The organism is Desulfacinum hydrothermale DSM 13146 (genome assembly GCF_900176285.1).
GTDB lineage: Bacteria > Desulfobacterota > Syntrophobacteria > Syntrophobacterales > DSM-9756 > Desulfacinum > Desulfacinum hydrothermale.
This window is the reverse complement of the sequence record NZ_FWXF01000001.1, coordinates 105,547-130,402: the sequence shown is the minus strand read 5'-3', so window position 1 is coordinate 130,402 and position 24,856 is coordinate 105,547. Positions and strand designations below refer to the sequence as shown.

General features: G+C 61.2%; 21 protein-coding genes. 9 read left to right on the top strand and 12 right to left on the bottom strand.

What is annotated here, in order from left to right; genetic code table 11:
• The first annotated feature begins 167 nt into the window (after window positions 1-167).
• Window positions 168-2,171 (top strand): excinuclease ABC subunit UvrB, encoded by a 2,004-nt coding sequence (gene uvrB, locus B9A12_RS00585; protein ID WP_084055603.1) that lies wholly within the window; start codon window positions 168-170, stop codon window positions 2,169-2,171.
• Window positions 2,172-2,905: 734 nt separating this feature from the next.
• Here uvrB and B9A12_RS16830 read toward each other — a convergent pair.
• The 4 genes from B9A12_RS16830 to B9A12_RS00565 all read right to left on the bottom strand — a co-directional run bounded on the left by B9A12_RS16830 (window position 2,906) and on the right by B9A12_RS00565 (window position 7,353).
• Entirely contained in the window at window positions 2,906-3,220 is a 315-nt protein-coding gene (locus tag B9A12_RS16830) for a hypothetical protein (RefSeq protein ID WP_170920242.1), read from the bottom strand.
• 145 nt (window positions 3,221-3,365) lie between these two features.
• Window positions 3,366-3,821 carry an RpnC/YadD family protein gene (locus B9A12_RS00575; protein ID WP_084055602.1) on the bottom strand — a complete coding sequence of 152 codons (456 nt, stop codon included), beginning with the start codon at window positions 3,819-3,821 and terminating at the stop codon, window positions 3,366-3,368.
• A gap of 688 nt (window positions 3,822-4,509) precedes the next feature.
• A complete protein-coding gene (locus tag B9A12_RS00570) occupies window positions 4,510-5,478 on the bottom strand; it encodes a carbohydrate kinase family protein (protein ID WP_084055601.1) in 969 nt (322 codons plus the stop codon).
• A gap of 381 nt (window positions 5,479-5,859) precedes the next feature.
• Window positions 5,860-7,353 (bottom strand): DEAD/DEAH box helicase, encoded by a 1,494-nt coding sequence (locus tag B9A12_RS00565; RefSeq protein ID WP_212636775.1) that lies wholly within the window; start codon window positions 7,351-7,353, stop codon window positions 5,860-5,862.
• A 223-nt stretch (window positions 7,354-7,576) separates the two neighbouring features.
• On the opposite strand from B9A12_RS00565, the gene B9A12_RS00560 reads away from it, so the two are divergent.
• On the top strand, window positions 7,577-8,326 hold the full coding sequence (locus B9A12_RS00560; RefSeq protein ID WP_084055600.1) for a hypothetical protein: 750 nt from the start codon (window positions 7,577-7,579) through the stop codon (window positions 8,324-8,326).
• 110 nt (window positions 8,327-8,436) lie between these two features.
• On the opposite strand, the gene B9A12_RS00555 is transcribed toward B9A12_RS00560, so the two are convergent.
• On the bottom strand, window positions 8,437-8,889 hold the full coding sequence (locus tag B9A12_RS00555; RefSeq protein ID WP_170920241.1) for an acyl-CoA thioesterase: 453 nt from the start codon (window positions 8,887-8,889) through the stop codon (window positions 8,437-8,439).
• Window positions 8,890-9,054: 165 nt separating this feature from the next.
• On the opposite strand from B9A12_RS00555, the gene B9A12_RS00550 reads away from it, so the two are divergent.
• From B9A12_RS00550 to B9A12_RS00540, 3 genes are read left to right on the top strand one after another with little or no spacing between them, the layout of a single operon-like run.
• Complete coding sequence (locus B9A12_RS00550) at window positions 9,055-11,769, top strand: DEAD/DEAH box helicase (protein ID WP_170920240.1); 2,715 nt, start codon at window positions 9,055-9,057, stop codon at window positions 11,767-11,769.
• A gap of 10 nt (window positions 11,770-11,779) precedes the next feature.
• Window positions 11,780-12,529, top strand: a complete 750-nt coding sequence (locus B9A12_RS00545) for a metallophosphoesterase family protein (RefSeq protein ID WP_084055597.1) — start codon at window positions 11,780-11,782, stop codon at window positions 12,527-12,529.
• Window positions 12,530-12,587: 58 nt separating this feature from the next.
• Window positions 12,588-13,172: a GNAT family N-acetyltransferase gene (locus tag B9A12_RS00540; RefSeq protein ID WP_084055596.1), complete on the top strand. Its 585-nt coding sequence runs from the start codon at window positions 12,588-12,590 to the stop codon at window positions 13,170-13,172.
• A 15-nt stretch (window positions 13,173-13,187) separates the two neighbouring features.
• Here the strand turns inward: B9A12_RS00540 and B9A12_RS00535 are convergent, their stop codons facing one another.
• From B9A12_RS00535 to B9A12_RS00510, 6 genes are all read right to left on the bottom strand, one after another.
• On the bottom strand, window positions 13,188-14,516 hold the full coding sequence (locus B9A12_RS00535; protein WP_139796420.1) for a serine/threonine-protein kinase: 1,329 nt from the start codon (window positions 14,514-14,516) through the stop codon (window positions 13,188-13,190).
• 116 nt (window positions 14,517-14,632) lie between these two features.
• Window positions 14,633-15,898, bottom strand: coding sequence for an L-lactate MFS transporter (locus B9A12_RS00530; RefSeq protein WP_084055594.1), 1,266 nt, complete (start codon window positions 15,896-15,898; stop codon window positions 14,633-14,635).
• 664 nt (window positions 15,899-16,562) lie between these two features.
• Entirely contained in the window at window positions 16,563-16,871 is a 309-nt protein-coding gene (locus tag B9A12_RS16585; protein WP_139796419.1) for a hypothetical protein, read from the bottom strand.
• A 278-nt stretch (window positions 16,872-17,149) separates the two neighbouring features.
• On the bottom strand, window positions 17,150-17,731 hold the full coding sequence (locus B9A12_RS00520; protein WP_084055592.1) for an acetate uptake transporter: 582 nt from the start codon (window positions 17,729-17,731) through the stop codon (window positions 17,150-17,152).
• 1,170 nt (window positions 17,732-18,901) lie between these two features.
• Window positions 18,902-19,246 (bottom strand): hypothetical protein, encoded by a 345-nt coding sequence (locus B9A12_RS00515; RefSeq protein WP_170920239.1) that lies wholly within the window; start codon window positions 19,244-19,246, stop codon window positions 18,902-18,904.
• Between the two features lie 92 nt (window positions 19,247-19,338).
• Window positions 19,339-19,617 carry a hypothetical protein gene (locus tag B9A12_RS00510; RefSeq protein WP_084055590.1) on the bottom strand — a complete coding sequence of 93 codons (279 nt, stop codon included), beginning with the start codon at window positions 19,615-19,617 and terminating at the stop codon, window positions 19,339-19,341.
• A gap of 222 nt (window positions 19,618-19,839) precedes the next feature.
• On the opposite strand from B9A12_RS00510, the gene B9A12_RS00505 reads away from it, so the two are divergent.
• Window positions 19,840-20,097, top strand: coding sequence for a hypothetical protein (locus B9A12_RS00505; protein ID WP_084055589.1), 258 nt, complete (start codon window positions 19,840-19,842; stop codon window positions 20,095-20,097).
• Window positions 20,085-20,942 carry a hypothetical protein gene (locus B9A12_RS00500; RefSeq protein WP_084055588.1) on the top strand — a complete coding sequence of 286 codons (858 nt, stop codon included), beginning with the start codon at window positions 20,085-20,087 and terminating at the stop codon, window positions 20,940-20,942. Before B9A12_RS00505 ends, B9A12_RS00500 begins: the two co-directional genes overlap by 13 nt.
• On the opposite strand, the gene B9A12_RS00495 is transcribed toward B9A12_RS00500, so the two are convergent.
• Window positions 20,923-21,471, bottom strand: coding sequence for a gamma carbonic anhydrase family protein (locus B9A12_RS00495; protein ID WP_245802311.1), 549 nt, complete (start codon window positions 21,469-21,471; stop codon window positions 20,923-20,925). The genes B9A12_RS00500 and B9A12_RS00495 overlap by 20 nt on opposite strands.
• 529 nt (window positions 21,472-22,000) lie before the next feature.
• Here B9A12_RS00495 and B9A12_RS00490 point away from each other — a divergent pair.
• Together B9A12_RS00490 and B9A12_RS00485 are read left to right on the top strand one after the other, a co-directional pair.
• Complete coding sequence (locus B9A12_RS00490; RefSeq protein ID WP_170920238.1) at window positions 22,001-23,470, top strand: sensor histidine kinase; 1,470 nt, start codon at window positions 22,001-22,003, stop codon at window positions 23,468-23,470.
• Window positions 23,445-24,812: a sigma-54-dependent transcriptional regulator gene (locus B9A12_RS00485; protein WP_084055585.1), complete on the top strand. Its 1,368-nt coding sequence runs from the start codon at window positions 23,445-23,447 to the stop codon at window positions 24,810-24,812. The genes B9A12_RS00490 and B9A12_RS00485 overlap by 26 nt, the downstream gene beginning before the upstream one ends.
• Window positions 24,813-24,856: the final 44 nt, after the last annotated feature.

Below are 24,856 nucleotides of genomic sequence, written 5' to 3'. Positions count from 1 at the left end.
GTCCTGTGGGCCTTGAAAAAGAGAACGCGGGGGGAGCGGTCGACCTTCCAGGCGACCCTGCCTTCCATTGGAAGATCGGCCTGCGCCCCGGGTCAACCGAAGCTTGACACCCCGCGGATCCGACCCTTACTTATGGCTCGACCACCACAGCAAGGAGTCCATTTTCCATGAGCATCTTTCGGTTGAAGGCGGACTGGGATCCCACGGGGGACCAGCCCCAGGCCATCCAGACCCTGGTCCGAAACGTCCACGGTGGAGTGCGGGAACAAACCCTGCTGGGCGTCACGGGATCGGGCAAGACCTTCACCATGGCCCATGTGATCCAGCAGATGGAACGTCCCACGCTGGTGATCGCCCCCAATAAGACCCTGGCCGCTCAACTCTACGGGGAATTCAAAGCCTTTTTCCCGGAAAACGCCGTAGAGTATTTTGTCTCCTACTACGACTACTATCAACCGGAAGCCTACCTGCCTCAGACCGACACCTACATCGCCAAGGATGCCTCCATCAACGAAACCATCGACAAGATGCGCCATTCCGCCACTCGGGCCCTGCTGGAGCGACGGGACGTGATCATCGTGGCCAGCGTTTCGTGCATCTACGGTCTGGGAGCACCGGAAACCTACCGGGACATGCTCTTGTGGCTCAAAACGGGAATGGAAGCGGATCGGGACGCCGTTCTCCGCAAGCTGGTGGAGATCCACTACGAACGCAACGACGTGGATTTCCACCGCGGCACCTTCCGGGTGCGCGGGGACGTGGTGGAAGTCTTTCCGGCCCACGAAGAAGATCGGGCCGTGCGGATCGAATTCTTCGGCGACGAGGTGGATGTGATCAAGGAATTCGACCCCCTCACCGGTCGCACTTTTCGAACCCTAAACGAAGTGGCCGTCTATCCCGGAAGCCACTACGTGACGGACCGAGCCACCCTGGAACGGGCCATCAAGTCCATCCAGGAAGAGCTGTCCGTGCGGCTGGACGAACTGCGGGCGGCCGGCAAACTGGTGGAGGCCCAGCGTCTGGAAGAGCGCACCCGACTCGATCTGGAAATGCTCAAGGAGCTGGGCTACTGCCCGGGTATCGAAAACTATTCCCGGCACCTGACGGGCCGGCGCCCCGGCGAACCGCCCCCCACACTGCTCGAATACTTCCCCGACGATTTCCTGCTCTTCATCGACGAGAGCCACATCACCGTCCCCCAGATCAGGGGCATGTACCGGGGGGACCGCTCCCGCAAAGAAACCCTGGTGCGCTACGGCTTCCGCCTGCCGTCCGCCCTGGACAACCGCCCCCTGTCGTTCGAGGAATTTGAAGCCAAGGTCCATCAGGTGATCTACGTCTCCGCCACACCGGGGCCCCATGAACTGGAGCGCTCCGGTCCCCACGTGGTGGAACAGATCATCCGCCCCACAGGCCTGGTGGATCCTAAGGTGGAAGTCCGCCCGGCCGATCACCAGGTGGACGATCTGATCGCAGAGATCCGCAAACGGGTGGCGGCGGGCCAAAGGGTCCTGGTGACCACCCTCACCAAACGCATGGCGGAAGACCTCACCGAATACCTGGCCGAACTCCACATCCGCGTCCGCTACATGCATTCGGACATCGACACCCTGGAACGGATCGAGTTGGTGCGGGACCTGCGATTGGGGGAATACGATGTGCTGGTGGGCATCAACCTGCTGCGGGAGGGGCTGGACATCCCGGAAGTCTCGCTGGTGGCCATCCTGGACGCGGACAACGAAGGCTTTCTGCGCTCGGAGCGATCGCTCATCCAGACGGCGGGACGAGCGGCCCGAAATGTGGCGGGAACAGTCCTTCTCTATGCCAATCACATGACCGAGTCCATCCGGCGGGCGGTGGAAGAGACGGAGCGGCGCCGCTCCATCCAGCTCGCCTACAACGAGGCCCACGGCATCACCCCCCACACGATCCAAAAGGAGATCCCGGACATCCTGGCGGAATATCGTCCGAGGGAAGAGGCCTTTGTCTCCGACGAGCTGGCGGAAGAGGCGCGGGCTCTCTTTCAAAGCGGTGGAGATTCCCTGGACGAGCGCATCGCGGCTTTGGAAAAGCACATGAAAGAAGCGGCGGCGGCCCTGGAATTCGAAAAGGCGGCGGCCCTGCGGGACCAGATCAAGGAGCTGCGCCAACGCCAGCTCCTCACCCAGTAGGCCTGCTGCCGTCCCCAGGCGGGCTTCATGGGTCAGCCGTCAAAAGATCTATCCGTTCCAGGCCCACCGAAAAGTCCCGGCCGGCAGTCGGCCTGAGGGTTTGCCCGAGACGGAACGGAAAATCCGGGATCTGGTGCCATGAGCTTTCCCGGCCTGTGCGCCAGTGGCCCCCTTGCTGTCCCCCAAAGGATCGGCTCCCAGATATGAGTCGCCGCAACGTCTTTGGCGAAACGGGATTGGCGTGGGTTCGTTGGGCTAGCCGAAAGGGAAAAGCCCCGTGGCCTTCAAGGGTGGAGGAATCCTCTCGCAGTGATCCGTGTTCCCAACACTGAGTGCGATTTGTCTCAATTGGGTCCACTGAGATTGAGCGTACCAAGAGCCGCCACAGCAAGGATTCCAAGGACCGTATGGTCCCGCGGATGCTTTGTACTTCCAGCAGAAGGACGTCCTGCTTGGAAGCGATTCCACTCCCATGGAATGGGTGCTCCTTACCACACAGGCTGTCAACGACTTCAAGGATGCCCAAAAGCGGAGGGAGCGGTACTCGGCTCGACGGGGCATGGAAGCTCACCGGTGGGCCCCTAAGAGCGGAGCCGGTCATTGCACAGGGCCTGCCCATGACTGGCTTTCGGGTCGGCGCGCGGGATGGCACGGTTTTGACGCGTCACCGGCCCCGTCTCGAAAGGGGTTGCGGCGTCGGCGCCTCACCATGAGGGGGAGGCCCGGGTTCACGGTCAGCTGAGGGCCTTGCGGAACTCATCGAGCGATTGAGCCCGCAGGGCGTGCCGCAGTAATCCCTTGATCTGCCTTCGCGAATCGATGGCCATGATCCGCTCTTCCAGATCCCGGGGGATCAGCCCGAAACGCTCATCCAGTGCCTCCAGCACCATCTCCCGGGCGTCCGCCAGCATGCCCTGCTGTAAGCCCTGCTGCATGCCCTGCTGCATGCCCTGTTGCATGCCCTGCTGCATGCCCTGCTGCATACCCCGTTGCAGCCCTTCCTCATAGCCTTCTTTTTTGATCATCTCGTAGGCCACTGACTCCATCATGATATCCTTCCTCCTGCTCAAAAGCCTTTGAGGCAACTCCTTTGACACCAACCCCGACAACAAGGCCATGCAGGTTAGGAGATCCGCCCTTTCAGGTCCGGCCGGCAGCGCATCTGTAAGGGACCGCTCAGCCTCATCAAATACCTCAACTCCCCCCCTTCATGAGAGCCACAAAAGGGAAAAGACAGGGATCGCCTTTGTCCAAGACCTCCCTGGCATCCATGGCCGCAAGGGAAATGACCCGAAACGCATACCGAAGCCCCCCATCTTCGAACCTCTCCACCACGGCCCTGCTGGGAGTGAGGAGCAAGACGGCGGGAAGTACCGATAACCCCGTCTTGAGCCGATAGCGTGCGTCGTATTCCAGAAGCCTCAGGGGAAGGTCACGCTCCCAACGGCTCTGCACCTCCAGGAGCACCACGAATACCCGGCCATCGGAAGTCCGGACCCTGATGGGAAAATCGCTCCGCCTAAAAGTGGCAGTTTCCTGGGGCAATTCAAGGATCTCGGATCCCTCCACCTGGAGGCCCAGGAAATATTCCAGGGCGGCCTGCCGGCAGTGGCCCAAGATGACCTTCACCGCAGCATCATAGCTTCCCATGGCTCTCCCCTGGGGTCTGTTTTCGGATGCAGGAAGATTAGCATACTCTGGAGGTGGGTGGAAGACGAGCCTCCCCGGGGTCGGTGAATGGGCGGATGGCCTCCCCACGCCCCAGGAGGCTCACCATTGCCCCCACTTGATACCTGGGCCGTCGCTTGCCGTTTGACGTGGGAAGAGGGGAAGTGCCTTCCACGGTTTTCTGTGTGCCTCAAGACCAGGGCTCAAAGGACTGGGAATTTGTCTCCTTTTCGTGGCTCTACCGGTGCTGACGCGGCCGCCCGCTCCCCGGGGATGCCCCGGCCACCTGCAGCCGATCCCGTTAACCCAAGCACAGGGCTCCGCGCGACATGGAAGGAAGATCCGCACAAAGGCGGGGAACTGATGCGCATACGGGCTGCTCTGGAACCTCAGACGAGCGTTTGGGAACGCACGCGCTGCCAAATGGAAGATCTCGTGGGTTCTCTTCTGCAGAAGCGCCGAGAGGCGCGCTCCGCAGGGCCCCATCCCGCATGAGACGGCCCGCGGATGCCCTGACGGGCCTGAGAATGAGTGCATTGCGGATTTCGCGCTCCTCTCGGGTGGTTTTTAGCCGAAACGTGCGTCAAGCGGCCACCCCCCATGTCCATGTCCTCGTTCAGTTGATAACGTTGACTCATCGGACATCTCGCAGGCCGCCCCGCCGTGGCCTTCAGTCCTTCGTTTGGCGCCGTGAAAGGAGATCCCCTTCCAGCGGGCCGAAATGGGCCTGGTAGCGTGCGCCAAAGTCCTGTGCACTGAAGACATGCTCCTGGGTCCCGTGGCATTCCACGGCGAAAGATGCCGCCACGCTGCCCAGCTGGCAGCACACCAGCGGATCCTTTCCGGCCGCCAATCCTTTCAGGAAGCCTCCCCGGTACGCGTCGCCCGCCCCCGTGGGATCCACCACCTGGCGTGGGACCGCCGCCGGCACAAGGGTCTCCTGGCCTTCCAGGCGCAACACGCTGCCTTCCGGTCCCCGCGTGACCACCACCATGGAAACCCGCCGTTCCAGATCTTCTCGGCGCCACCCGGTCATCTTCAAGAAATGGCTCAGTTCGTATTCGTTGGAAATGAAACAGAGCGCCCCCTGGACCGCCCGGGCGATTTCCTCGCCTGTCCAGATATTGAGGCTCTGGCCCGGGTCGAACACAAAGGGCACCTGGGCCCGACGGCAGCGCTCGGCCAGGCCTTGCATGTCGTTTTTGTTGCCCGGACCGATGTGCACCAGGGCGGGCAGCGCCCCATCGTCCAGGGTGGGAAGATCCGCCTCGAAGGCCATGGCCCCCGGATTGAACGCCGTGATCTGGTTGTCATTCAGGTCGGTGGTGATGTAGGCGCCCGCGGTGAGCACATCCGGGATTCTCTTGATCCACGTTCGAGGCAGGCCGTTGGTGTCCAGCCACCGTTCATAGCGGTCGAAGTCGTCTCCGGCCGCGGCCACGATGGCCGGCTTTTCGCCCAGGAGCGCCAGGGTGTAGGCGATGTTCCCGGCGGTTCCCCCGAACTTTTCCACCAGCCCGTTGATATTGAAACACACGTTGAGCATGTGGATCTTGTTGGGCAGAATGTGATCGGCAAAGTGCCCTGGAAAGTCCATGATGCGATCGTAGGCCAGGGACCCGGAGATAAAGATGTTCATGTCGTCTCCTTCCTCTTGTTTACAAACCGTTACCACATGAAAGATCGCCGGCCCGCTCCCAGCTCCCAACGCCGGATCCCTTCCCCGTCCGGAAGGTCGTCCGAGAAGCCTCCCACAGCCCTTTGCAGGCGAACGCCATGCAATGTGATTTCCGCCGCCCCCGCCCAAGCCGCCCCTGGGCGCACCAGGGGGAGCAGAAACCCCATTTTCGCCGGACTATGGCATGGTGCTTTGTGGGAGGGACCGACCCTTGAGCGTTCAGGCAGGCCTGCGGGGACATACAGGAACCGATAGCCCACGCCACGACGGAAGGCTCTTCCGCAACCCCAAAGGCCTGCGCTACGAGCAAGGCATGCATTCCCAGCGTTTTCGCACAAGCTTCTAGCTGGAATGGGTAGCATTCTTTCCTTTGGGCTTCCTTTTCTTGCGAGGCCGTCGTCGCCTGCGCTTGGCTTCGGGGGTGGTCTCTTGCTTGGCCTTGGTGTCCTTGGGCCCGGAGCCGGACCTCTTTTTCCGCGGCGGCCGTCTCGTCCGTCTTTTCTTGGCTTTGTCAGCCACAAACAGGTCGTCGTCCGCCCAAACGACGGGAATCTTGTTCCCCAGGAGCTTCTCCACATTTTCCAGGGCGTACACGTCGTCTTCGCAGCACAGCGTGATGGCCCGCCCTTCCTTGCCGGCCCGCGCCGTGCGTCCGATGCGGTGGACGAATTCCTCGGGATCCTGGGGCACGTCGTAGTTGAACACGTGGGTCACGTCCTCCACGTGCAGGCCCCGGGACGCCACATCGGTGGCCACCAGGATCTGAATCTGGCCGGCCTTGAACCTCTCCAGGAGCTTGATGCGGCGAGCCTGGGGCAGATCCCCCGTGATGGCCCGGGCCTGGTAGCCGTTTCCACCCAGGCGGTCGGCCACCCAGCTGGTCTGCGCCTTGGTATTGCAAAAGATCAGGGCGCGCTCCGGCTTCTCTCTTCCCAGCAGTCCCAACAGCAGGGAAAACTTTTCGGGCCGTCCCACATGGTACAATTCCTGGTGCACCGTTTCCACCACCAGCTGTTCCGGGTTGACGACCACCTCCTCCGGCACGTTCATATACTGGTAGGTCAGTTCCAGCACGCGCAAAGAAAGTGTTGCAGAAAAAAGCAGGGTCTGCCGACGACTATAGGGAGGGAGCTTGCGCATGATGTAGCGCAGGTCCTTGACGAAGCCCATGTCCAGCATGCGATCGGCCTCGTCGATCACAAGCATGGACACGTCGTGGGGACGAAAGATCCCCTGCTTCATCAGATCAATGAGTCGGCCGGGGGTGGCGATCACGATGTGAGCGCCCTGTTTGAGCGCCTCCACCTGGGCGTTGTAGCCCACCCCGCCGTAGATGGCCACGGTGCGCAGGGGTAGGTATCGGCCCAGCAGCTCGGCATCCGCCTGAATCTGCAAGGCCAGCTCCCGGGTGGGTGCCAGGATCAGGGCATGGCTCGTATCCGCCAGATTCTCCTGCCGGCCAAGCTTTTGAAAGATGGTCACCAGGAAAACAGCCGTCTTGCCGCTTCCGGTCTGGGCTTGGGCCGCCAGGTCTTTGCCCTCCAGGGCGATGGGAAGCGACTTTTCCTGGATGGGGGTGCAGCGGACATAGCCCGCCTCATGCAAGCCCCTCAAAACCTCCGGTGCCAGGTTCAGTTCGGCGAAGGGCAGGCCCTGGCCCACGTCACTTCGAGCCTTGCGCGCTTGGAGCAGAGGCGGTGGATCTTCGGGAGCGGCTTTGGGTGGCTCAACGGCAGCTTTGGGTGGCTCGACGACAGCGCCGGGGGGAGTTTCGGAGGCGTCCCGGGACGGGGCCTGAAAGAGATTACGGAAAAAGTGGATGATTCGCTTCAGCACTCGTTTTTGCTCCTCCATAAAGGTGAAAAGATGGTATCACATGGCCGGTCCCACATTGCGGTTGGCCTTTTCATCCAAAATTTGGCACACTCGGGTTCGTCTTCGTCAACGAAACTGTCTATAGCAAAATAAGGCTGCAACGGCAAATGTGCCCGCCCGGCGCCGGCATTCTTTGCCGGGGGCCGCGCGGAGGCGCAAGGGGCACGAAAAGGAGGCACGATCCATGAAAGGGCTGGGACGAAAGGCAAGGCTTGGTGTGAGCGCGGCATGCGTGATCCTGATGCTCGGCCTGCTCGCCACCGGGTATGCGCAGGCGGCCACCTTCCGCATCACCCTCAGGGACGGAAACCGGGTGGAGGTCCCCTACTGCTGGGAAAAGGGGACCACCGTCTTCTTCGAGATCCCGGGCGGCGTGGCAGGCATCCCCAAGGCGCAGATCGCCCGGATCGAAGAGGTGGTGGCAACCCGAGAGGTCTCCATGGACGAGACACAAGCCAAGGCCGACGTCTATCTCAATGCGGGACCCAAGGAAGAGGAAGCCCTGATCCGGTTGGTCCGTGAAGCCATGCCCCAGGCCGACCTGGAGGACCTGTCTCCTGAAGAAGCCGCCGGCCTCTTGGGCGGAATGGAGCGTCCCAAGGCCCGGCCCGGTTCGGTGCGCCTGTACCGGACCACGATGCACCCCCAGGGCGACTTCGCCGAATGGATGCGGCTCAAGGGCGACGGGGCGGTCCTGGTGGTCCAATACCTGCTCAGCGGGGCGGCGGATCTCAAAAACCGCCGGTTCCATGTGCTGCTCTATGACGGCAACGACCGGCTCCTTCGAAAGCAGCCCTGCCAGGTCCAGGAACTGGAAATCCCGAAGAAGCTGGCGGCAAAGCTCGGAGTGCAAAACAAGCTCTTCATGGTGGTGGCCACCCTCCGACCCGATCCCAAAGTCCGCCGCTATGAGCTGGCTTCCTCCTCCCTCTGACCATGGGGAAGGCCGCCCCACACCCCGGCACGTCCCTCCGCCCGCAAGGCCGGGACGGGCACCCGGTAATGAGGATAGGAAACGGATGTCGGGACCATGGGGCCCCCTCCTCACCCGCCGATAAGTCCCGATTGCATCCACCGCCTCAGGGCGTCCGCGAAGGCTTGCGGAAGGGGCAGGGGGCCGGACGCCCCCACGCACACCAGGTGCAGCACCGCCCGGGTGGTTGTTTCCCGAATCCCGTCTTCTCGGATCCGCTGGATCGTGTGGGCCAAGGAAAGGCTGCGGCGGCCCAGGCGCACGATGGCCACCCCCACCCGAATCCGTTCGTCATAATGCAGCGATTTGAGATAGTGGCATTGAAGTTCCGCCACCGTCAGGTGCATCCCTTGGTCCATGAGCCGCCGGTAGGGGAAGCCCAATTTTCTGAAGAACGCCTCCCGGCCCCGTTCAAAGAGATGGAAGTAGTTCCCGTGATACACGCCCTGGCCCAGGTCCACCTCGTAGAGGGGAACCCGCATCCAATGATGGAACCAGGGGCCCTGCACCCTCATTTCCTCCATGCCCACCTCCACATCTTGACGGCCCGGCCTTCTCCGCCATCCGGACCGCATGGAACCCCGGCCTGGATCCTTGCCGCTTGAAGTCGCCGTTCTCCCATGTTAGCCATACAACGAGTTGCATGATCCCCCATGAAGCCATTGAATAGCCAAGGAGTCAAAGCTCATTTGAAGACAACCACGCGTGGCTTATGCCGCCGTCACAAGGGACATCAAAAGAAAGCCCCCTCCCGGAAGCACACGACCCGGGATTCCTTCCGCCTCAAGGTCCACCCCAGGGTGCGCAAGGTTCTGGAGCGCATCGGGGTGCCGGAACGCCGTCCCTTCGTGCCCGATCCCTTCCAGGTGGAGGCCATCGAGAAGGTGCGCGAGCACGACGTGCTGGTGACCGCCCCCACCGGTGCGGGCAAGACCCATATCGCCATCGAGGCGATCCGCAACGTGTTTCGTCAAGGAGGCCGCAGCTGGTACGCCTCGCCGCTCAAGGCCCTTTCCAACGCCAAGCTGGAAGAATTTTCCGCCATCTTCGGGCCGGAAAACGTGGGCATCTTAACGGGCGACCGGAAAGAAAACCCCAACGCCCCGATCATCGTGGGCACCACGGAAATCCTGAGAAACCAGCTCTACGACGCCATGCACCGAGGCCAGGATCTGGCCGTGGATCTGGTGGTGATGGACGAAGCCCACTACCTGGGCGACCCGGATCGGGGAGTGGTCTGGGAGGAGGTCCTCATCTATCTGCCCGCCCGGATCCGTTTGCTCCTCCTGTCGGCCACCATCCGAAACGCTCAGCAACTGTGCGACTGGCTCCTGTGGCTGCGCCAATCTCCGTGCCTGTGGGTGTCCGCCACGGAAAGGCCCGTGCCCCTGTATCCGCTCTTTCTTTTCCCCCACGGCGACCTGACACCGCTGGGGGGAAGGGGGGGGCTTTTTCGCCCCATCCGGGACTTGGACCCCCGGCAGTTCGCCCGCAGGGATTTTCCGGACGTGGCCCACATCCTGGAAGCGCTGCGCCAGGCGGACTTGCTGCCGGCCATCTTCTTTCTCAAGTCGCGGGCAGACTGTGAACGGGCCATCTCCCTGTGCCCGCCAGTGCCTCGATCAGCGCTCAAAAAATCGGCGGACTTCCACCGCCGTCTGCAGGAACTGTTGGATCAATGGCCCTTTCTCAAATCCCACAAACACCTGTCCATCCTGAAAAAGAGCCGGGTGGGGGCCCATCATGCCGGGCAGCTGCCCCACTGGAAGCTGCTCATGGAAAGACTCATGCAGGAAGGCTACCTGGAGGCCATCTTCTCCACGTCCACGGTGGCCGCCGGGGTCAATTTCCCGGCCCGAACGGTGGTGATCCCTCAGAGCGATCGGTTCAACGGCCGCGAATTCGTGGATCTTTCGGCCACGGATCTGCTCCAGATGACGGGCCGAGCCGGGCGCCGCGGGATGGACGAGATCGGATTTGTGCTGGTCGTTCCCGGTCGGTACCAGAAGGCCGAGCTGATCCACGACCTGCTCCGTTCGCCTCCCGACGCCATCCAGAGCCAGATTCGGGTCAATTTTTCCATGGTTCTGAACCTGCTTTTGTCCCATGAACCGGAGGAGATTCGAACCCTGTTCGCCCGCAGCCTGGCCACGTACCAGAACCTGAGCCGCGAAGAACACGTTCGGGACCTGGTCCAGACCTTCCAACGGGAGGTGAGTCGCTGGGAACCCCACATGGCCTGCGGTTCCATGGATCTTCTGGCCGAAGTGCGCCCCCGCTTCATGCGTTTGCACGAAGCGCAAAGGAAGGCAAAGAAACAGGCGAGGAAACAGGCCCTGGCGTGGTCCACCCAGGGCCTGCTCACTCCCGGACGCCTCTTCCTCAACCGCCGGGGCACCCTTTACATGGTGGTGGAGCCGGCGGGAAAAGACGCTCCGGACGTGGAGGCCGTCCGACTGCAACCTCCCCTGCAGTGGCACCGGGGCGCCGTGCGCACCCACCGAGTCCGCACCCGTCAGATTCGGGACATCGGCCGCAAGATCGGTCGCCTGCCGGATCGTCACGACAAGCAGGGATGGCAGGCACTGGTGCAACAGTGCGAACAGGAGGGCTATCGTTCGCTTTTCCACGAGGACGCGGGGGTGGAAAGGCCCGAGGCGCTTCAATCGGCCACTCGGACCCTGGCCGAGACCGCCATGCTCAAGGCACAGCTTCCCTGCACGGGCTGCGAACTCTTCGGCCCCTGCCACAAGGCGTCCAAGCATCCCTTCGCCCGACTGGTACAACGCTACTTTGCGCACCGAGTGGAGATTCAGTCGGTCCAGGAAGCCCTGTGGCGTTCTTTCCAGCACCATTTCCGCATCCTGCGCGAGGAAGGCTACGTGACCGAAGAAGGCCACCTGACGGCAGACGGCCTGTGGGCTTCCAAGCTTCGTCTCGACCAGCCGCTGCTCATCTCGGAAGGCATCCGCCACAACATCTTCCCCGCAAAGGATCCGGCGCTTCTGGCCGCCCTCATCGCCCCGTTCGTCATGGACCGGGAGCGGCCGGGAGAGTCGCAATTGTCGGCCCTCATCTGGAAATACCCGGACCTGGCCACTCCCTACTTCGCCCTGATGCAAACCCTTCACCGCCTGCGGGAAAAGCTGAATCAGGAAGGATTCGAAACCCCCGCCCTCCCCTTTTGGACGGTGGTGGCCGTCTACCACTGGGTCAAGGGGGAACCTTGGGTGATGGTCAAAGGGCTCACGGGAATCGACGAAGGGGACCTGGCCATGGTGATGCTCCGCACAGCGGACCACCTGCGGCAGGTGGAATCCCTGGCGGAAAGCCACCCGGAACTGGCCGACTCGGCGCGGGAGGCCATCGACGGGATTCTGCGAGAACCCGTCCTGGTGACATAGGGAGTGGGTCGTGGCGCGAGTGGCCGTCCTTTCCGATATCCACGGGAACATGGAAGCCCTGGCGGCGGTTTTGAAAGCGGCGGGTCAGGAAGGCGTGGACGTCATCTGGCACCTGGGTGACCTGGTGGGCTACAACGCGGACCCCGACCAATGCATGGACCTGCTGCGGGACCATAACACCGTGGGCGTCCAGGGGAACCACGATCTGGCCGCCGTGGATCCGCAGATCGCCCAGTCCTTCAACGTTCTGGCCCACGAAGCCCTCCTCTACACCCTCACGCGCCTCCATTCCGCCCACATGGCCCACCTCTATGCCTTGCCCCTCTACCGGGTCCTGGATGATGCCGTTCTGCTGTGCCACGGCACCCCGGAAACACCCCACTCCTACATCCTCACCGTGTTCCAGGCCAAGCGGACGTTCAACCTGCTCCGGAAACAATTTCCCCAGGTCCGCATCTGCTTCCACGGGCACACCCATGTGCAGAAGTTGTGGGCGCGAGATCAGCGGGGCAAGGTGACGGCATGGGACCTCCCCTCCGGGGAGATCCGATTGGATCCGAAATTCATGTTCCTCATCAATCCCGGCAGCGTGGGCCAACCCCGCCAGAAAGATCGCCGAGCCCACTTTCTGATCTTCGATACGGAGCGCCTGCTGGTGACCTTCCATGCAGTGGACTACGATGTGAGGGCGGCTCAGGAAAAGATCCGCCGCGCCGGACTGCCCGAATATCTGGCCCTGCGTCTGGAGGACGGAATCTGAGAAGGTGAGGGCTGTGGTCCATTCCCGGACAACCTGTCGGAAGAAGAAAGGAGCGCCCATGTTCGGAAGCAAAGAAGCGCAGCTCAAGGACGGGACGCGGGTGACCCTCCGCCCCATGACCATGGACGACGAAGCGGCTCTGTTCACCTTCTTCCAGGGCATGCCCGATGAACTGCTCCTCTACATCCGACACAATGTGCGCGATCCGCAGGTGGTGCACCAATGGGTGCAGGAACTGGACTACAACCGGGTGATCCCCCTGCTGGCCTGGGTCGGCGAGGAAGTGGTCGCGGACGTGACCCTGCATCGCATCCCCCACGGATGGAAACGACACATCGGAGAGGTGCGCACGGTGGTCTCCCCCAAGTACCAAAATCGGGGACTGGCCACCCTGATGCTCAATGAAATGGTGGAGTTGGCATCGGAAATCGGCCTGGAAAAACTCTGGGCCGAAATCCCCCTGGATTCGGTGGGGGCTGTCCGGGCCTTTCGGAATGCGGGTTTCGGCTGCAAGGCCGTGATCGAGGGCCTGGTCAAGGACATCCACCAGCGCAATGTGGACATCCTCATCATGGTCTGCGACGTGAGCGCCCACTACGACCCCCGGTGGTCGCACGAGCCGTCGGAGGCGGGCCCACAATAGGCAGGCCGCTGGGGTTCACGATCCAGGCAGGACACGGCCCGAACCGAAGTGGGGAAACGCCTCCCTAAGTGACCGGCGCAACGCTTCTGCATTGGCATAACGCTTCTGCCAATCCTTTTCCAGACAGCGTAGGATGATGCCTTCCAGTTCCAGCGGCAGATCCGGCTCCAGCTCCCGGGGCGGCTCCGGCGGGGATTCCAGGATCAGGTCCATGAGTTCCTTTTCGTTGTCGGAATAGAAGGGCAGGTATTCGGTGGCCAGGGCGTAGAGCACCACGCCCAGAGCCCACACGTCACTGGCCTGGCGGCTCCGACCCAGGATCTGTTCCGGGGCCATGTAGGGGCGGGATCCGATCACCGTGCTGCTGATGGAGCGGCGGGTCACGTCCTTGGCGGTTCCGAAATCCAGGAGCTTCAAGGTGCCCGACGGGGTCACCAAGATATTTTCCGGCTTGATGTCCCGGTGCATCACCTGGCGGCGGTGGGCGTAGGCCATCACATCCAGCAACTGCAGAAACAGGCGCTCCTTGGCCCGGGGCTCCAGACCGGCGTCCAGAAGCTCCTGCAGGGTGCGTCCGGAAACGTATTCCTGGATCAACACCACCTTGCCCCCCGCCTTGATCACCTCCAGAATGGCCACCGCGTTGGGATGCCCGGCCAACCGCCGCAGGATGGCCGCTTCCATGAGAAACTTGCGGTTCATCTTTTCTTCGTGGGGGACCTTGGCCACGGCCGCCCGGGTCCCGTCCTTTTCTTGAACGAGCCAGACCTCCCCGAAGCTCCCAAAACCCAATCGGCGCACTTTTTCCCACCTACCCAGGTAACGGGCGGCCTCCGCCGCCTCCGGCGGCGTGGCGCGGCGGCGAAAGAGGGAATCGGTGAATCGGTATAAACTGCGGCGCAACGCGCGCAACCACTGGGGTTGGTCTTGCCAGGTCGTGGTGCGCCGTGTGGTGCTTTCCGATTCCTGCCAGTCCAGTAGCAGGTGAAGACGTGAGGCAAAGGGAGCCCCGACCAGAGGGGGGATCCAATAGTCGTCGGCTCCGGCGCGAAGGATGTCGCGAACCCTTCGGAGCCTGCCTCGGGGAAGGAGCACCAGCAACGGAGGCCCCGGCCCCCAATGGTTTCGAAGGCGTCGAACCAATAGTTCCGGGCGGCCTTCCTGGTCACCCACCTTCAAGACCACCAGGCGGAGGTCCTGGATCGCCGCCTCCAGGGCCTGGGCCACCGTGTCCACCTGCACCACGCCCAGATCGCCCTCTTCCTTCAGAACCAGATCCTTGAGGAGGCGACTTTCCTGGGGATCGCAGCCGATGAGCAGCACGGTGCCGGACCTCAGGGCCATGATCGTCCTTTTCCCTAACGGCCATGGTGGTTGCCGAACAGAAAAGGAGCGAGAAGATGGACTTCCCGCTCCTTCCATTCATCGCCTCATGCTTCGATCACCGATGCCGAGGCCTCCTAGTCCATGGAGTAACGAGGCCGCTTGGTCACCAGGGCGAGCACGATACCCACAATGAGCAGAATTCCCGCAATATAGAAGGCGTAGTCATAGGATTGGTACTTGTCGTAGATGCGCCCCGCCAGCTTGGGCATGAAGGCGCCAAAACCCCAGCCGAGAAAGACCAGACCGTAGTTGAAGCCCAGGTTCTTGGGGCCGTAGAAGTCGGCCGTGAAGCTGGGGAAGAGTGACAGGCCGCCGCCGTAGCACCAGAAACCGATGGCGCAGGCCAGGAACAGGAGCGGGATGTTCTTCATGGTCAGCAGGTACGGCAGCAGGAACATGATCACCGCCGCGGCGATGTAGTTGACGATCAGGCCGTTGGTGCGGCCGATCTTATCGGAGATGATACCCGTTCCGATACGTCCCACGGAATTGAAGATGGCCCCCCAGGACACCAGCAGATAACCCGCCGCCATGATGCCCTTGATCATCTTGGCGGCGTGACCGATGAGCAGAAGGCCCGCCTGGGTGTTGATGCAGAACATGAGCACCAGGGCGTAGAACTGCCAGGTCTTCAGCATTTCTCCTGCGGTCCAGTCCGCCCGGGTCTGAGTCGCGGCCTGCGCCGCGCTGGCTGCGGTGGCCGGCGGTTGGGGCGGCACATAGCCCGGTTCCGGCCAGGCCAACAACTGGGCGGCCGCAAGGATCACGATGAGATAGGCCACCCCCAACACGTAAAAGGATGCGCTCATGCTGTAGCTGGTGATCAGCCACTTGGCCAGCGGTGCTACGTAGAAGGCCGCCAGGCCGTAGCCGCTCACCACCAAACCGGCAACGAGACCGCGCTTGTGGGGGCCGAACCACTTGAGGGCCGCCGGGGTGGGCGCGGCGTAGCCGATGCCCATGCCGATACCGCCACCGATGCCAAAGCCCAGCAAGATGCCCGAATAGCTCTTCATGGCGCCGGCCAAGAGAAGGCCCAAGCCGATGGCGATGCCGCCGATGGAAGCCGCCAACTTGGGACCGTACTTATCCTGGATGCGGCCGCCGGGAATCATGAGCAAGGCAAAAACCAGGATACACAGGGACGCCGGGTTGGACGCCTGTTCCGCCGTCAGCGGGGTCCAGCCCTGGCTCAACATGTATTCCTTGTCCGTAAGGTATTTGACCCACACGCTCCAGGCGTAGAGGCAGCCCAGGCACAGGTTGATGGCCGTTCCCGCAAAGACCACGCGCCAAGCCTTGCCCGGAACCTGGTCCACTGCTTGTTGTGCGCTTGCCATAACCGATCCTCCCACTTCTAGAGCCCTGATTGAGCGTTCCTTTGGAGGATTCTCACTTCCAATGGAACGCCTTCGATGCCAATGGGAGCTTAGATCTGGGTACTTAAAAAATTGCTATGAATCTGGTTAGCCGTTGATGATGGCTGGGCGACGCCCACAATGTCGGTCGCACTGGGAAGAAAGTGATACTGAGGGGAAGTGCTGCCGTGAAACTGCTCAGGATGAGACAAAGCCATTGGAAGCCCGCGAAAGGCTGCGGTAGCCGAGTTGCTTCATCGCACGCGAAAGCCACCGATAGGGAACCCGAGGCACATCCGTTGGAGATCTGCCAAGAAAAGCGCGTTTTCTTCTCACCTCCTTTCCTCGGTTTTGCCACACCTCCTTTCCTTGTCCTTATGGCCTTTCAAACCTCTTTCTTTGCATATACGCCAGAGTCCAGAAGGGTGTCAAGGGGGATTTCCAATTGTTTTTAGATTGTTACATAATGCACAATGGCCGTGGCGGCGCCCGCTCTGCGCCTGGGAGCTTGTCCGAGAAGGCTCAGGCTGCCCCCTTGTTGTGCGGACCGAAGCCTGGGGCTACCAGCCGGGGCGGGTAGGATTTGAACTGGTCAGAAAGCCACAAAAGGGCGAGAGACGATTGTCAGGCAGGCCCCTGGAAGGCCCTACGGTTCCAGGTGCACATGCTCCACTCCCTCTTTCAAAAAGAAACGGCTTTCGTCCACCTTCTTCTTGAGACGCCCGACGGTAAAGATCACCTTCCCTGGGCTGTCCAAGGAAGTGAGGCTTTTGACGGCGTACAGGGTGACCACTTCGTCGAAGCAGACGGCCCCCACGATCTTTTTCTCCCGGTCCAAAACCAAAAGATCCACGGACCGATCGGTCACGCGGGGAGGCATCTCATCGGCCAGAACCTGGAAGCCCGCCTCGCGCAAACAGCCGTAGAGGTGACATGGGAGATCGCCATGATCCATTCCGGGATTTGAAAAGACCCAGGCGGTGCGCGTCCAAGCGCCCCCCAGGAACCGGCCGGGCCAGGTCGGCCGGGCCCTGCCCAACCCAAAGGCCCGCAACCTTGATGGAGGCTGCGGGCCTTCTTCCCGGATCACTCCGGGAACTCCAAAAATCTGACCGAAAAACCCACTTTTCTCTGGTTCCGCCTTCGGTGGCCGCCGCGTGACACCGGACATTCATAGCTCCAGGCAGCGACGAAATTCCGAAACGAGCCTTTCGGTCAGACCTCCGAGCCCAATCATTTGATCCATGGCTTCCCGACCGGCAGGTTGATCCCCGCTTCGGCGAAGATCACATGGGCCATCAGGTACCAGGCCAACAGGGCGCACACGATGAGATCCCACGCGGCCAGCGTGCCGATGGCTTTGCTGCCGGCCAATTCCTTCACATCCAGTCCGAGGAAACCCAACAGCAAAGTAAGAAAGATCCATGCAAGCACGCCATGGTGTTTCATGGCGGCAATGAAGAGAATGGCGGTAAAGATGGTCCACACCACCAGGAAGAAGCCCAGGTCGTGCCCAGTCAGTTTGAGCACCCCGTATTGGGACGTCAGGTCCGCATTGGTTCCAAAAACCACGTAGAAGCACAGGGAGATCCAGAAGGCACCGTATCCGCTGAAGGCACAGAAGCCGAAATTATTGCCGGTTCTGAATTCCAGCATCCCAGCGATCAATTGCGCCGTCCCCCCGAAGATGAACCCAAGCCAGAGCACGGGGCCAATGCCGCACCAGCCCAGGTTATGAAATTGGAGGATGAGAGTGGTCATACCAAAACCACCAAGGCCCACAACCGCCGGATTCCCGATTTTTACTTCGCTCATTCTATCCTCCTCGATTTAAGTGGGTAAGATCGGTTTTGAAGAGACCCACGGCGGGCTTACTCGGACAAGCCCCTCTCCGGAAGAGGAAAAACGCCGCCTCACCGGCGCAAACCCGCCGACCCGCCCAAGCCGCATCGGGAAATAAGATCCAAAATCGTCGGCCAGAAAAATCAATGAAACGGACGCTTTCAACGGGAGTGGAAGAAAAGGATAAAGAGAAGGGATCACTGCGTTTGCATCTGCGTAACATCAACCGGGGGCACCACCCAGACCGTCCCTCGGCGAACGCCCACGCTGGAGCTCAGGCGCGCCGGATCCTGGTCGAATGACCGACATCACCTCCTTTCTCCTCAGGGATCGATTCTATCTATCCAATGTGTGGAGCCAGTACGAATCAACTACAATTACCTAAGGATGCTATCTGCCATGTAATCTCAATGTGGGCGGAGAACCCGCCGTTCCGATTGCAGCCATGGGGATTCACCAAACACCCAGCCCCATGCGCCCGCCCCCTTTGCTCGGCCGCGGTACCGCACCGCAGTGCCAGGGAGTCTTTTGCACATGCAGAGCCACTGGGAATGGGAACACACAGAGGGATTCGATAAGGGAGGAATCGTGTGGGGGAATGCCACTTTCGAACCGCTCAGGATGAGAAAAAGCCGCCGGAAGCCCTCAATCGCCGAGTTCCTTCATCGCACACCGAAGCCGCAAGTAGGGAACCCGAGGCGCATCACTTGGAGATCTAGGAAGAAAAGCCTGTTCTCTTCTCACCTCCTTTCCTCGGTTTTGCCACACCTCCTTTCCTTGTCCTTATAGCCTTTCAAACCTCTTTCTTTGCATATACGCCCGATCCCCGAAGGATGTCAAGGGGGATTCCCAATTGTTTTTAGATTGTTACATAATGCACAATGGCCGTGGCGGCACCCGGTCTGCGCCTGGGAGCTTGTCCGAGAACGCTCAGGCTGCCCCCTTGTTTGCGGACCGAAGCCTGGGGCTACCAGCCGGGGCCGTGCTGCCGGACTGGCCATGCAGCATCGGGGGCGGGTTCCGAACCCGCCCCACCAAGGCTGTCTGAGAATTCAAAAAGCACCACGGGACCGGTAGGATTTCAACTGGTCAGAAAGCCACAAAAGGGCGAGAGACGATTGTCAGACAGGCCCCCGGAAGACCCTACGGTTCCAGGTGCACATGCTCCACTCCCTCTTTCAAAAAGAAACGGCTTTCGTCCACCTTCTTCTTGAGACGCCCGATGGTGAAGATCACCTTCCCTGGGCTGTCAAAGGAAGTGAGGCTTTTGACGGCGTACAGGGTGACCACTTCGTCGAAGCAGACGGCCCCCACGATCTTTTCCTCCCGATCCAAAACCAAAAGATCCACGGGCCGATCGGTCACGCGGGGAGGCATGTAATCGGCCAGGACCTGGAAGCCCGCCTCGCGCAAACAGCCGTAGAGGTGACATTGGAGCGTTCGTTTTACGGTCCGGGCCGACCGAAAAGCCTTGGGAATATTGCCCATGACACGTTCCAACTCCTCTTTCCATCCCTCCCAATTCAAGGAATGCTGCTCAGCCACGTCTTGATCCTTTCCTTGGTCTTCCCGTTTCCCTCTCACGCTCCGGGATCCCCAAAAGAGTCGAACTCGCGATGCAACCAACCGCGCACCCATTGAGCTACAAGGTTTCGCAGTAGAAAGGGAATGAGAAACGCCAGCAGATAGACATAGGTGGGAACCCGAAAGTAGAGACAGAGGAGAGCGAAGCTCACGACCACCAGGCTCATGCTGAGGTTGGTGATCAATTCCGCCACGCTGTGGAGTTTTTGATCCAGGTGCTCCCGGAACTCCTTTTCCTCGAACACCAGCCGTCGCCCTTCCCGTTTGCCCAGCATGGGATCTCCTTGCCCTTGCCACGGTCAACAGCCGTCTTTCCACGTCCCAGCCAACAAGCCGCCCCCTATCCCAACCCCTTCCCCCCGTCCGTTTCCATATAAACACAAAGGAGGTCGGCCTGCAATTGACGGATGGGAAGGCCTGTTGCTATGGTGGGCCCGCTGTTCCACGAGGCGGAGGAAATCTTGTCTGCGCGTTGCCCCTCATTGCAGGAGTCCCCCATGGCGATGGAACGAGCCATCTTTCAACTGAAGGCGAGTGTGGAGGCCACGTCCCTTTACCTTCTCGTGTGCGCCCTGATGGATGAAGGGGTGCCGGCGACCCTGCAAAACATCCGCGTCCGGTGGGCGGGAAGCGAAGAGGCGCTGAGCACGGCCGCGGAAGAGTTGGTCCAGCGGGGCGTGCTTGCATCGTTTCCGACAGACGAAAAGACCCCTGTCACCCTGGAACCGGTGGAATCATGGGAATGGAACACATAGAAAGCTCACCACCTCCCCGCCCCTCCTTTCCCCTTCATTTGTGCCAGCCGGACCCGGGCAAGTCGTGTGCGGCATGCTGCGGCATCTACAATTTCCAGGACAATTCACGCCGAGCCGTCTCGGAAAGGCTCCTGAGAAACACCCTCCTTTTGCAGGACCGCAACGACCTGGACCACCTCCATGACCATAGCACCCGCTACCGGCCGTTGGACAACGGCCGGGCCAAGCGGTTCAAGACGATCTTCAACTGCGAATTCGTGGGTTTTCTGGATTCGGACCACCGTCGCGTGGGATGCCTTCTCCACCCGGGCGCCAACGATGCCCGGGATCTGCGCCACGTCTCCTTCTATGGCAGGCAGCTGTGCGACGGGCATTTCTGCCTGAGCTACTACTATCTTACGGAAGACGAGCAGCGCCTGGTGGTGGAATCCATCCAGGACTGGTACCTCTACGGGCTGATCATCACGGACATCGACCTGGTCAAGGGGATCTATCAGGCCCTTTCCGACACGATCGGAGAAGGCCTCCGGCCTGCGTCCCTCCAGATGCCGCCCATTCGAAAAGCGATCCAGACCCTCTGGGCCTGGAAGCTGGACTGGCCCTGGCGCCGCCCGGGGCCCGATTCTTTCGGAAAATACCTCTTCCAGGGTGAAGACTATCGGGAAATCCGCATCCCCTACCGCACCTTGGGACGGCCCGTCTCCGCCTACGACCGCATCCTGAAATCGCTGGGATCGTCCTTCCGGTCGGCCGCGGAACTGGAGGCGGCCGAACACCAGATCCAAAAGGGCGTGGAATCCGTTGCCCGCCTCTATGAAGCCCTCTTCAACCGAGAAACCCTCTGACGCGGATCTCTTCCTGCTGGAGTTCCGCCTGCAGATAGCGGCGGGCCATGCCCACGTAATGTTCGGCCGTGCGCCGCAGTTGAGCCTTCTCCTCTTGGTCCAGATACTTTTTGACCTGGGCGGGCACCCCCATCACCACCGATCCGGCAGGCACCTCCGAGCCCGGACTCACCACCGCCCCGGCGCCCACGATGGCCCCCTTGCCCACCCGGGCCCCGTCCAGGACGATGGCACCCATACCGATCAGGCATTCGTCTTCCACCACGCAGCCGTGCACCACGGCCCGATGGCCGATGGTCACCCGGTCCCCGATGAAAAGAGGGTACTTCTTTCCCGTCACGTGCAGGGTGGCGTTGTCCTGGATGTTGGTTTCCCGGCCGATCCGAACGATGTTCACATCGCCTCGGATCACCGTGTTGAACCAGACGCTGGACCGGTCACCGATGTGCACGTCCCCCACCACCCAAGCCCCGGGGGCCACGTACACATCCTCTCCCAGCCAGGGGAAGACGCCCTTGTAGGGGATCAAGCCTTCCTTGGCCCGCCCGCTGCCATGCCCCTTGGAAGGGGAGCCCGGCATTTTCCCACAGCCGCCGCCTTGATGTTCCTCGCGTGTGTTCCTCATCCTCATTGCTCTCCGTTGTCGCTGCCATCCCTTCCCATCTCCGAGGATGCCGCCGAGCGGACAGGACCGCCCATTACGGCCGGCATCCACAAGACACGCCTTCCTGCCCCGCCCGAAGGACGGCGCACCGTTGGATTCTGCCCCACCGGGCCCCGATGATCAACACCGGCGAAACGCCCCACCCCTTCTCGGCCGAGAAGCAAAAAACCGCAACCACCAGACACCTCCCCCTGGTAAAAGATCACCCCGTTCGTATAAGCTTGAACTTGGGCAGGCGAGGCACCTCGCTCACCCCCAGCTCTGGTCCTTGACGCCCCCCCCGAGGCGGCGGGGCACGGCCAGGGACGGTCGTCCGGTGGGTTCGGCCCAGTCTTTGCCTCATCAGGGAACGGTTCCACCGAAAGTGCTGATCGAGACCTTAAGTAAGGAGGCCATGATGCTCAACACCATCCGAGGACGGATTCTAGTCATGTCCGCCATCATTCTCCTGTTTATCTGCAGCCTCGGAATCCACTACTGGTGGTGGATGAGCACCGTCCAACAAAAGCTGCTCTTGAGCGAACAGTTCGAGGATCTCTTCAATGACATCTTGGAGATCCGGCGCTTCGAAAAGAACTATCTGCTCTATTCCAATCCCCGCAGCCTCCAGGAAAGCCACGACTACCTGCAACGCGCCGAGGGGCTCCTCAAGGCGCACGAAAAGGATATCCAGCGGGTGATAGGCCCGCAGGACTACCAAGCTTTCTTGAAGGAATTCGCGGCCTACAAGGCGTTGATCTACCGCTACAGCCAGGGAGCTGGAGCGCCCGATCCGCAACAGATGCAACGGATCAGGGACCATGGCAAGCTTTTGGTGGACTTCAGCCGAAGGCTACTGGATAGGAAGCGCCAGCGGATTCACAAGGCGCTCAAACTGTCCTACCGGTTCCCCCTGGCCATGATGGGCGTGGTGGCCCTGGCACTCATGGGGATCTTTCGCTTTGTGAGCGCCTATCTCCTGAGACCCCTGGCCGTTTTGCGGGAGACCACCTCTCGGGTGGCCAAGGGGGATTTTCGCCCCATTCCCTACCAATGCGATTCACAAGACGAAATCTGCCTGCTCATCAACGCCTTCAATCGCATGGCCCAAGAGCTGGAAACAAACCAGGAAGCCCTCATTCAATCGCGCAAGATCGCCGCCCTGGGGACCTTCACGGCCGGCATCGCCCACGAACTGAACAATCCCCTCAACAACATCTATCTGACCGCGGAGATGTTGCTGGAAGACCATGAAAAATCCCTGGAACCCGAAGCCCGGGAACTGGTGCTGGACGTCCTCAATCAGGCCGAACGGGCCGCTGAGATCGTCAAGGGGCTGCTCGATTTTTCCCGAACCGATCGCCCCTCTTTTGAAGAAGTGGACGTGCGAAAGGTTGTACAACAAACCGCACGCCTGCTGAAAAACCAGCTCATGCTGACGGGCACTCACCTGGAGATGCACATTGAGGATCCCATTCCCCCCATCCGCGGCCACTGGCGGAACCTGGAACAGGTCTTCCTCAATCTTTTTCTCAATGCGATTCAGGCCATGCCCCAGGGGGGAGAGATCCAGGTGCGGATGGGCTGCGACGGGAAGATGGTGCGGATCGACGTGACCGACAACGGCCTCGGCATCCGCCCGGAAGACCTGGAACACATCTTCGAGCCCTTTTACACCACTAAGGGAGTGGGCCGTGGCACCGGCCTGGGCCTTTCTGTCACCTATTCCTTGATTCGAAAGCACGGAGGGCATATAGAGGTGCAGAGTCAGGTGGGGAGCGGAACGACCTTTTCCGTCTTTCTACCCGTGCTGAACGTGGAAGAGGAGACTGCCGAAGAGACATCCCGTGGAGAAAACGATGTGGCACCTGGCCGTGATCGATGACGAGGTGCTGGTCTGCAAGCGGCTGGCGCGCGCCCTGACCAAGGACGGCTACGACGTTCAATCCTTCACCAGCGCCGGCCCGTTCCTGAAGGCCATGGAGCGTAGCCCCTTCCATGTGGTGGTCACCGATCTACGGCTGCCCGACATGAACGGACTGAACGTCCTGACCAACGTCAAGAAGCGATGGCCCGGCACGGAAGTGATCGTGATCACGGGGTACGGGTCCATCGAAAATGCCGTGGCCGCCATGAAAGCCGGAGCCTACCACTACGTGACTAAACCCGTGCGACTCAGCGACATCCGCCACCTGACCAAGGGCGCCGTGGAAAAGGTGGCCATGCGCCGAGAAAACGAGCGGTTGCGCCGGGCCCTGGGCGGGGGGGACCCCCTGAGCCGCATCGTGGGAAAAAGCCAGCCCATCCAAAGAGTCTTCGACCTGGTCCATAAGGTGGCCCCCTTGGACTGCACCGTTCTGATCGAGGGCCAGAGCGGTACAGGGAAGGAACTGGTGGCGCGGGCCATTCACGGATTGAGTCCCCGGGCCTCCCGGCCCTTCATTGCTTTCAACTGCGGTGGCTTCACCGAAGAGCTGATCACCAGTGAGCTGTTCGGCTATGAAAAGGGCGCTTTCACGGGTGCCACCACCACCAAGGTGGGGCTCATGGAATCGGCCATGGGCGGCACGGTCTTCCTGGACGAGATCGGGGAAATGCCCCTGACCATGCAGGTCAAACTGCTCCATGTGCTCCAGGAAAAACGGATCCTCAGGGTGGGGGGCACGCGGCCCATCGCCCTGGACATCCGCATCATCGCCGCCACCAACAAGGACCTGAAACAGGAGGTCACGGCCGGTCGATTCCGCGAAGACCTCTATTACCGGCTCAACGTGGTGCGCATCCCCTTGCCCACCCTGGCCGCACGCCGCGAAGACATCCCGGTGTTGGTGGCCCACTTCATCGGCAAATACCGCGCCCTGTTCGGTAAACCGGTGGAGGGCATCCGCCCCCAGGCCTTGGACATCTTGAAAAACCACAGCTTTCCGGGAAACGTCCGGGAATTGGAAAACATCATCGAACGGGCCGTGGCCCTCACCGAAAAGAGCGAAATCACGGTGGAAGATCTCCCCGAAGACTTGCGGGACCTGGAAGTGGAGGCCTACGGGGGCGAAGCGCTGCTGCCCATTCACGAAGTGGAAAAGCGCCATATCCAGCGGGTGCTGGCCGCCACCGGCCACAACAAGAACCTGGCGGCCCAAATCCTCGAGATGCCGCGCACCACCCTGTGGCGGAAGATGAAAAGGTACGGCCTGCACGGGACACCTCCGGGCGACACGCCTTCCTAGGGCCCGCCGCCATTCCAATTTGAAACAAAACATCTTCCTTTCCT

Coding starts and splice junctions, on each gene's coding strand:
- uvrB (WP_084055603.1), top strand. CDS start 168: ATGAGCATCTTTCGGTTGAAGGCGGACTGGGATCCCACGGGGGACCAG.
- B9A12_RS16830 (WP_170920242.1), bottom strand. CDS start 3,220: ATGATGGAGTCAGTGGCCTACGAGATGATCAAAAAAGAAGGCTATGAG.
- B9A12_RS00575 (WP_084055602.1), bottom strand. CDS start 3,821: ATGGGAAGCTATGATGCTGCGGTGAAGGTCATCTTGGGCCACTGCCGG.
- B9A12_RS00570 (WP_084055601.1), bottom strand. CDS start 5,478: ATGAACATCTTTATCTCCGGGTCCCTGGCCTACGATCGCATCATGGAC.
- B9A12_RS00560 (WP_084055600.1), top strand. CDS start 7,577: ATGAAAGGGCTGGGACGAAAGGCAAGGCTTGGTGTGAGCGCGGCATGC.
- B9A12_RS00555 (WP_170920241.1), bottom strand. CDS start 8,889: ATGGAGGAAATGAGGGTGCAGGGCCCCTGGTTCCATCATTGGATGCGG.
- B9A12_RS00540 (WP_084055596.1), top strand. CDS start 12,588: ATGTTCGGAAGCAAAGAAGCGCAGCTCAAGGACGGGACGCGGGTGACC.
- B9A12_RS00535 (WP_139796420.1), bottom strand. CDS start 14,516: ATGGCCCTGAGGTCCGGCACCGTGCTGCTCATCGGCTGCGATCCCCAG.
- B9A12_RS00530 (WP_084055594.1), bottom strand. CDS start 15,898: ATGGCAAGCGCACAACAAGCAGTGGACCAGGTTCCGGGCAAGGCTTGG.
- B9A12_RS16585 (WP_139796419.1), bottom strand. CDS start 16,871: ATGGATCATGGCGATCTCCCATGTCACCTCTACGGCTGTTTGCGCGAG.
- B9A12_RS00520 (WP_084055592.1), bottom strand. CDS start 17,731: ATGAGCGAAGTAAAAATCGGGAATCCGGCGGTTGTGGGCCTTGGTGGT.
- B9A12_RS00515 (WP_170920239.1), bottom strand. CDS start 19,246: ATGGGCAATATTCCCAAGGCTTTTCGGTCGGCCCGGACCGTAAAACGA.
- B9A12_RS00510 (WP_084055590.1), bottom strand. CDS start 19,617: ATGCTGGGCAAACGGGAAGGGCGACGGCTGGTGTTCGAGGAAAAGGAG.
- B9A12_RS00505 (WP_084055589.1), top strand. CDS start 19,840: ATGGCGATGGAACGAGCCATCTTTCAACTGAAGGCGAGTGTGGAGGCC.
- B9A12_RS00500 (WP_084055588.1), top strand. CDS start 20,085: ATGGAACACATAGAAAGCTCACCACCTCCCCGCCCCTCCTTTCCCCTT.
- B9A12_RS00490 (WP_170920238.1), top strand. CDS start 22,001: ATGATGCTCAACACCATCCGAGGACGGATTCTAGTCATGTCCGCCATC.
- B9A12_RS00485 (WP_084055585.1), top strand. CDS start 23,445: ATGTGGCACCTGGCCGTGATCGATGACGAGGTGCTGGTCTGCAAGCGG.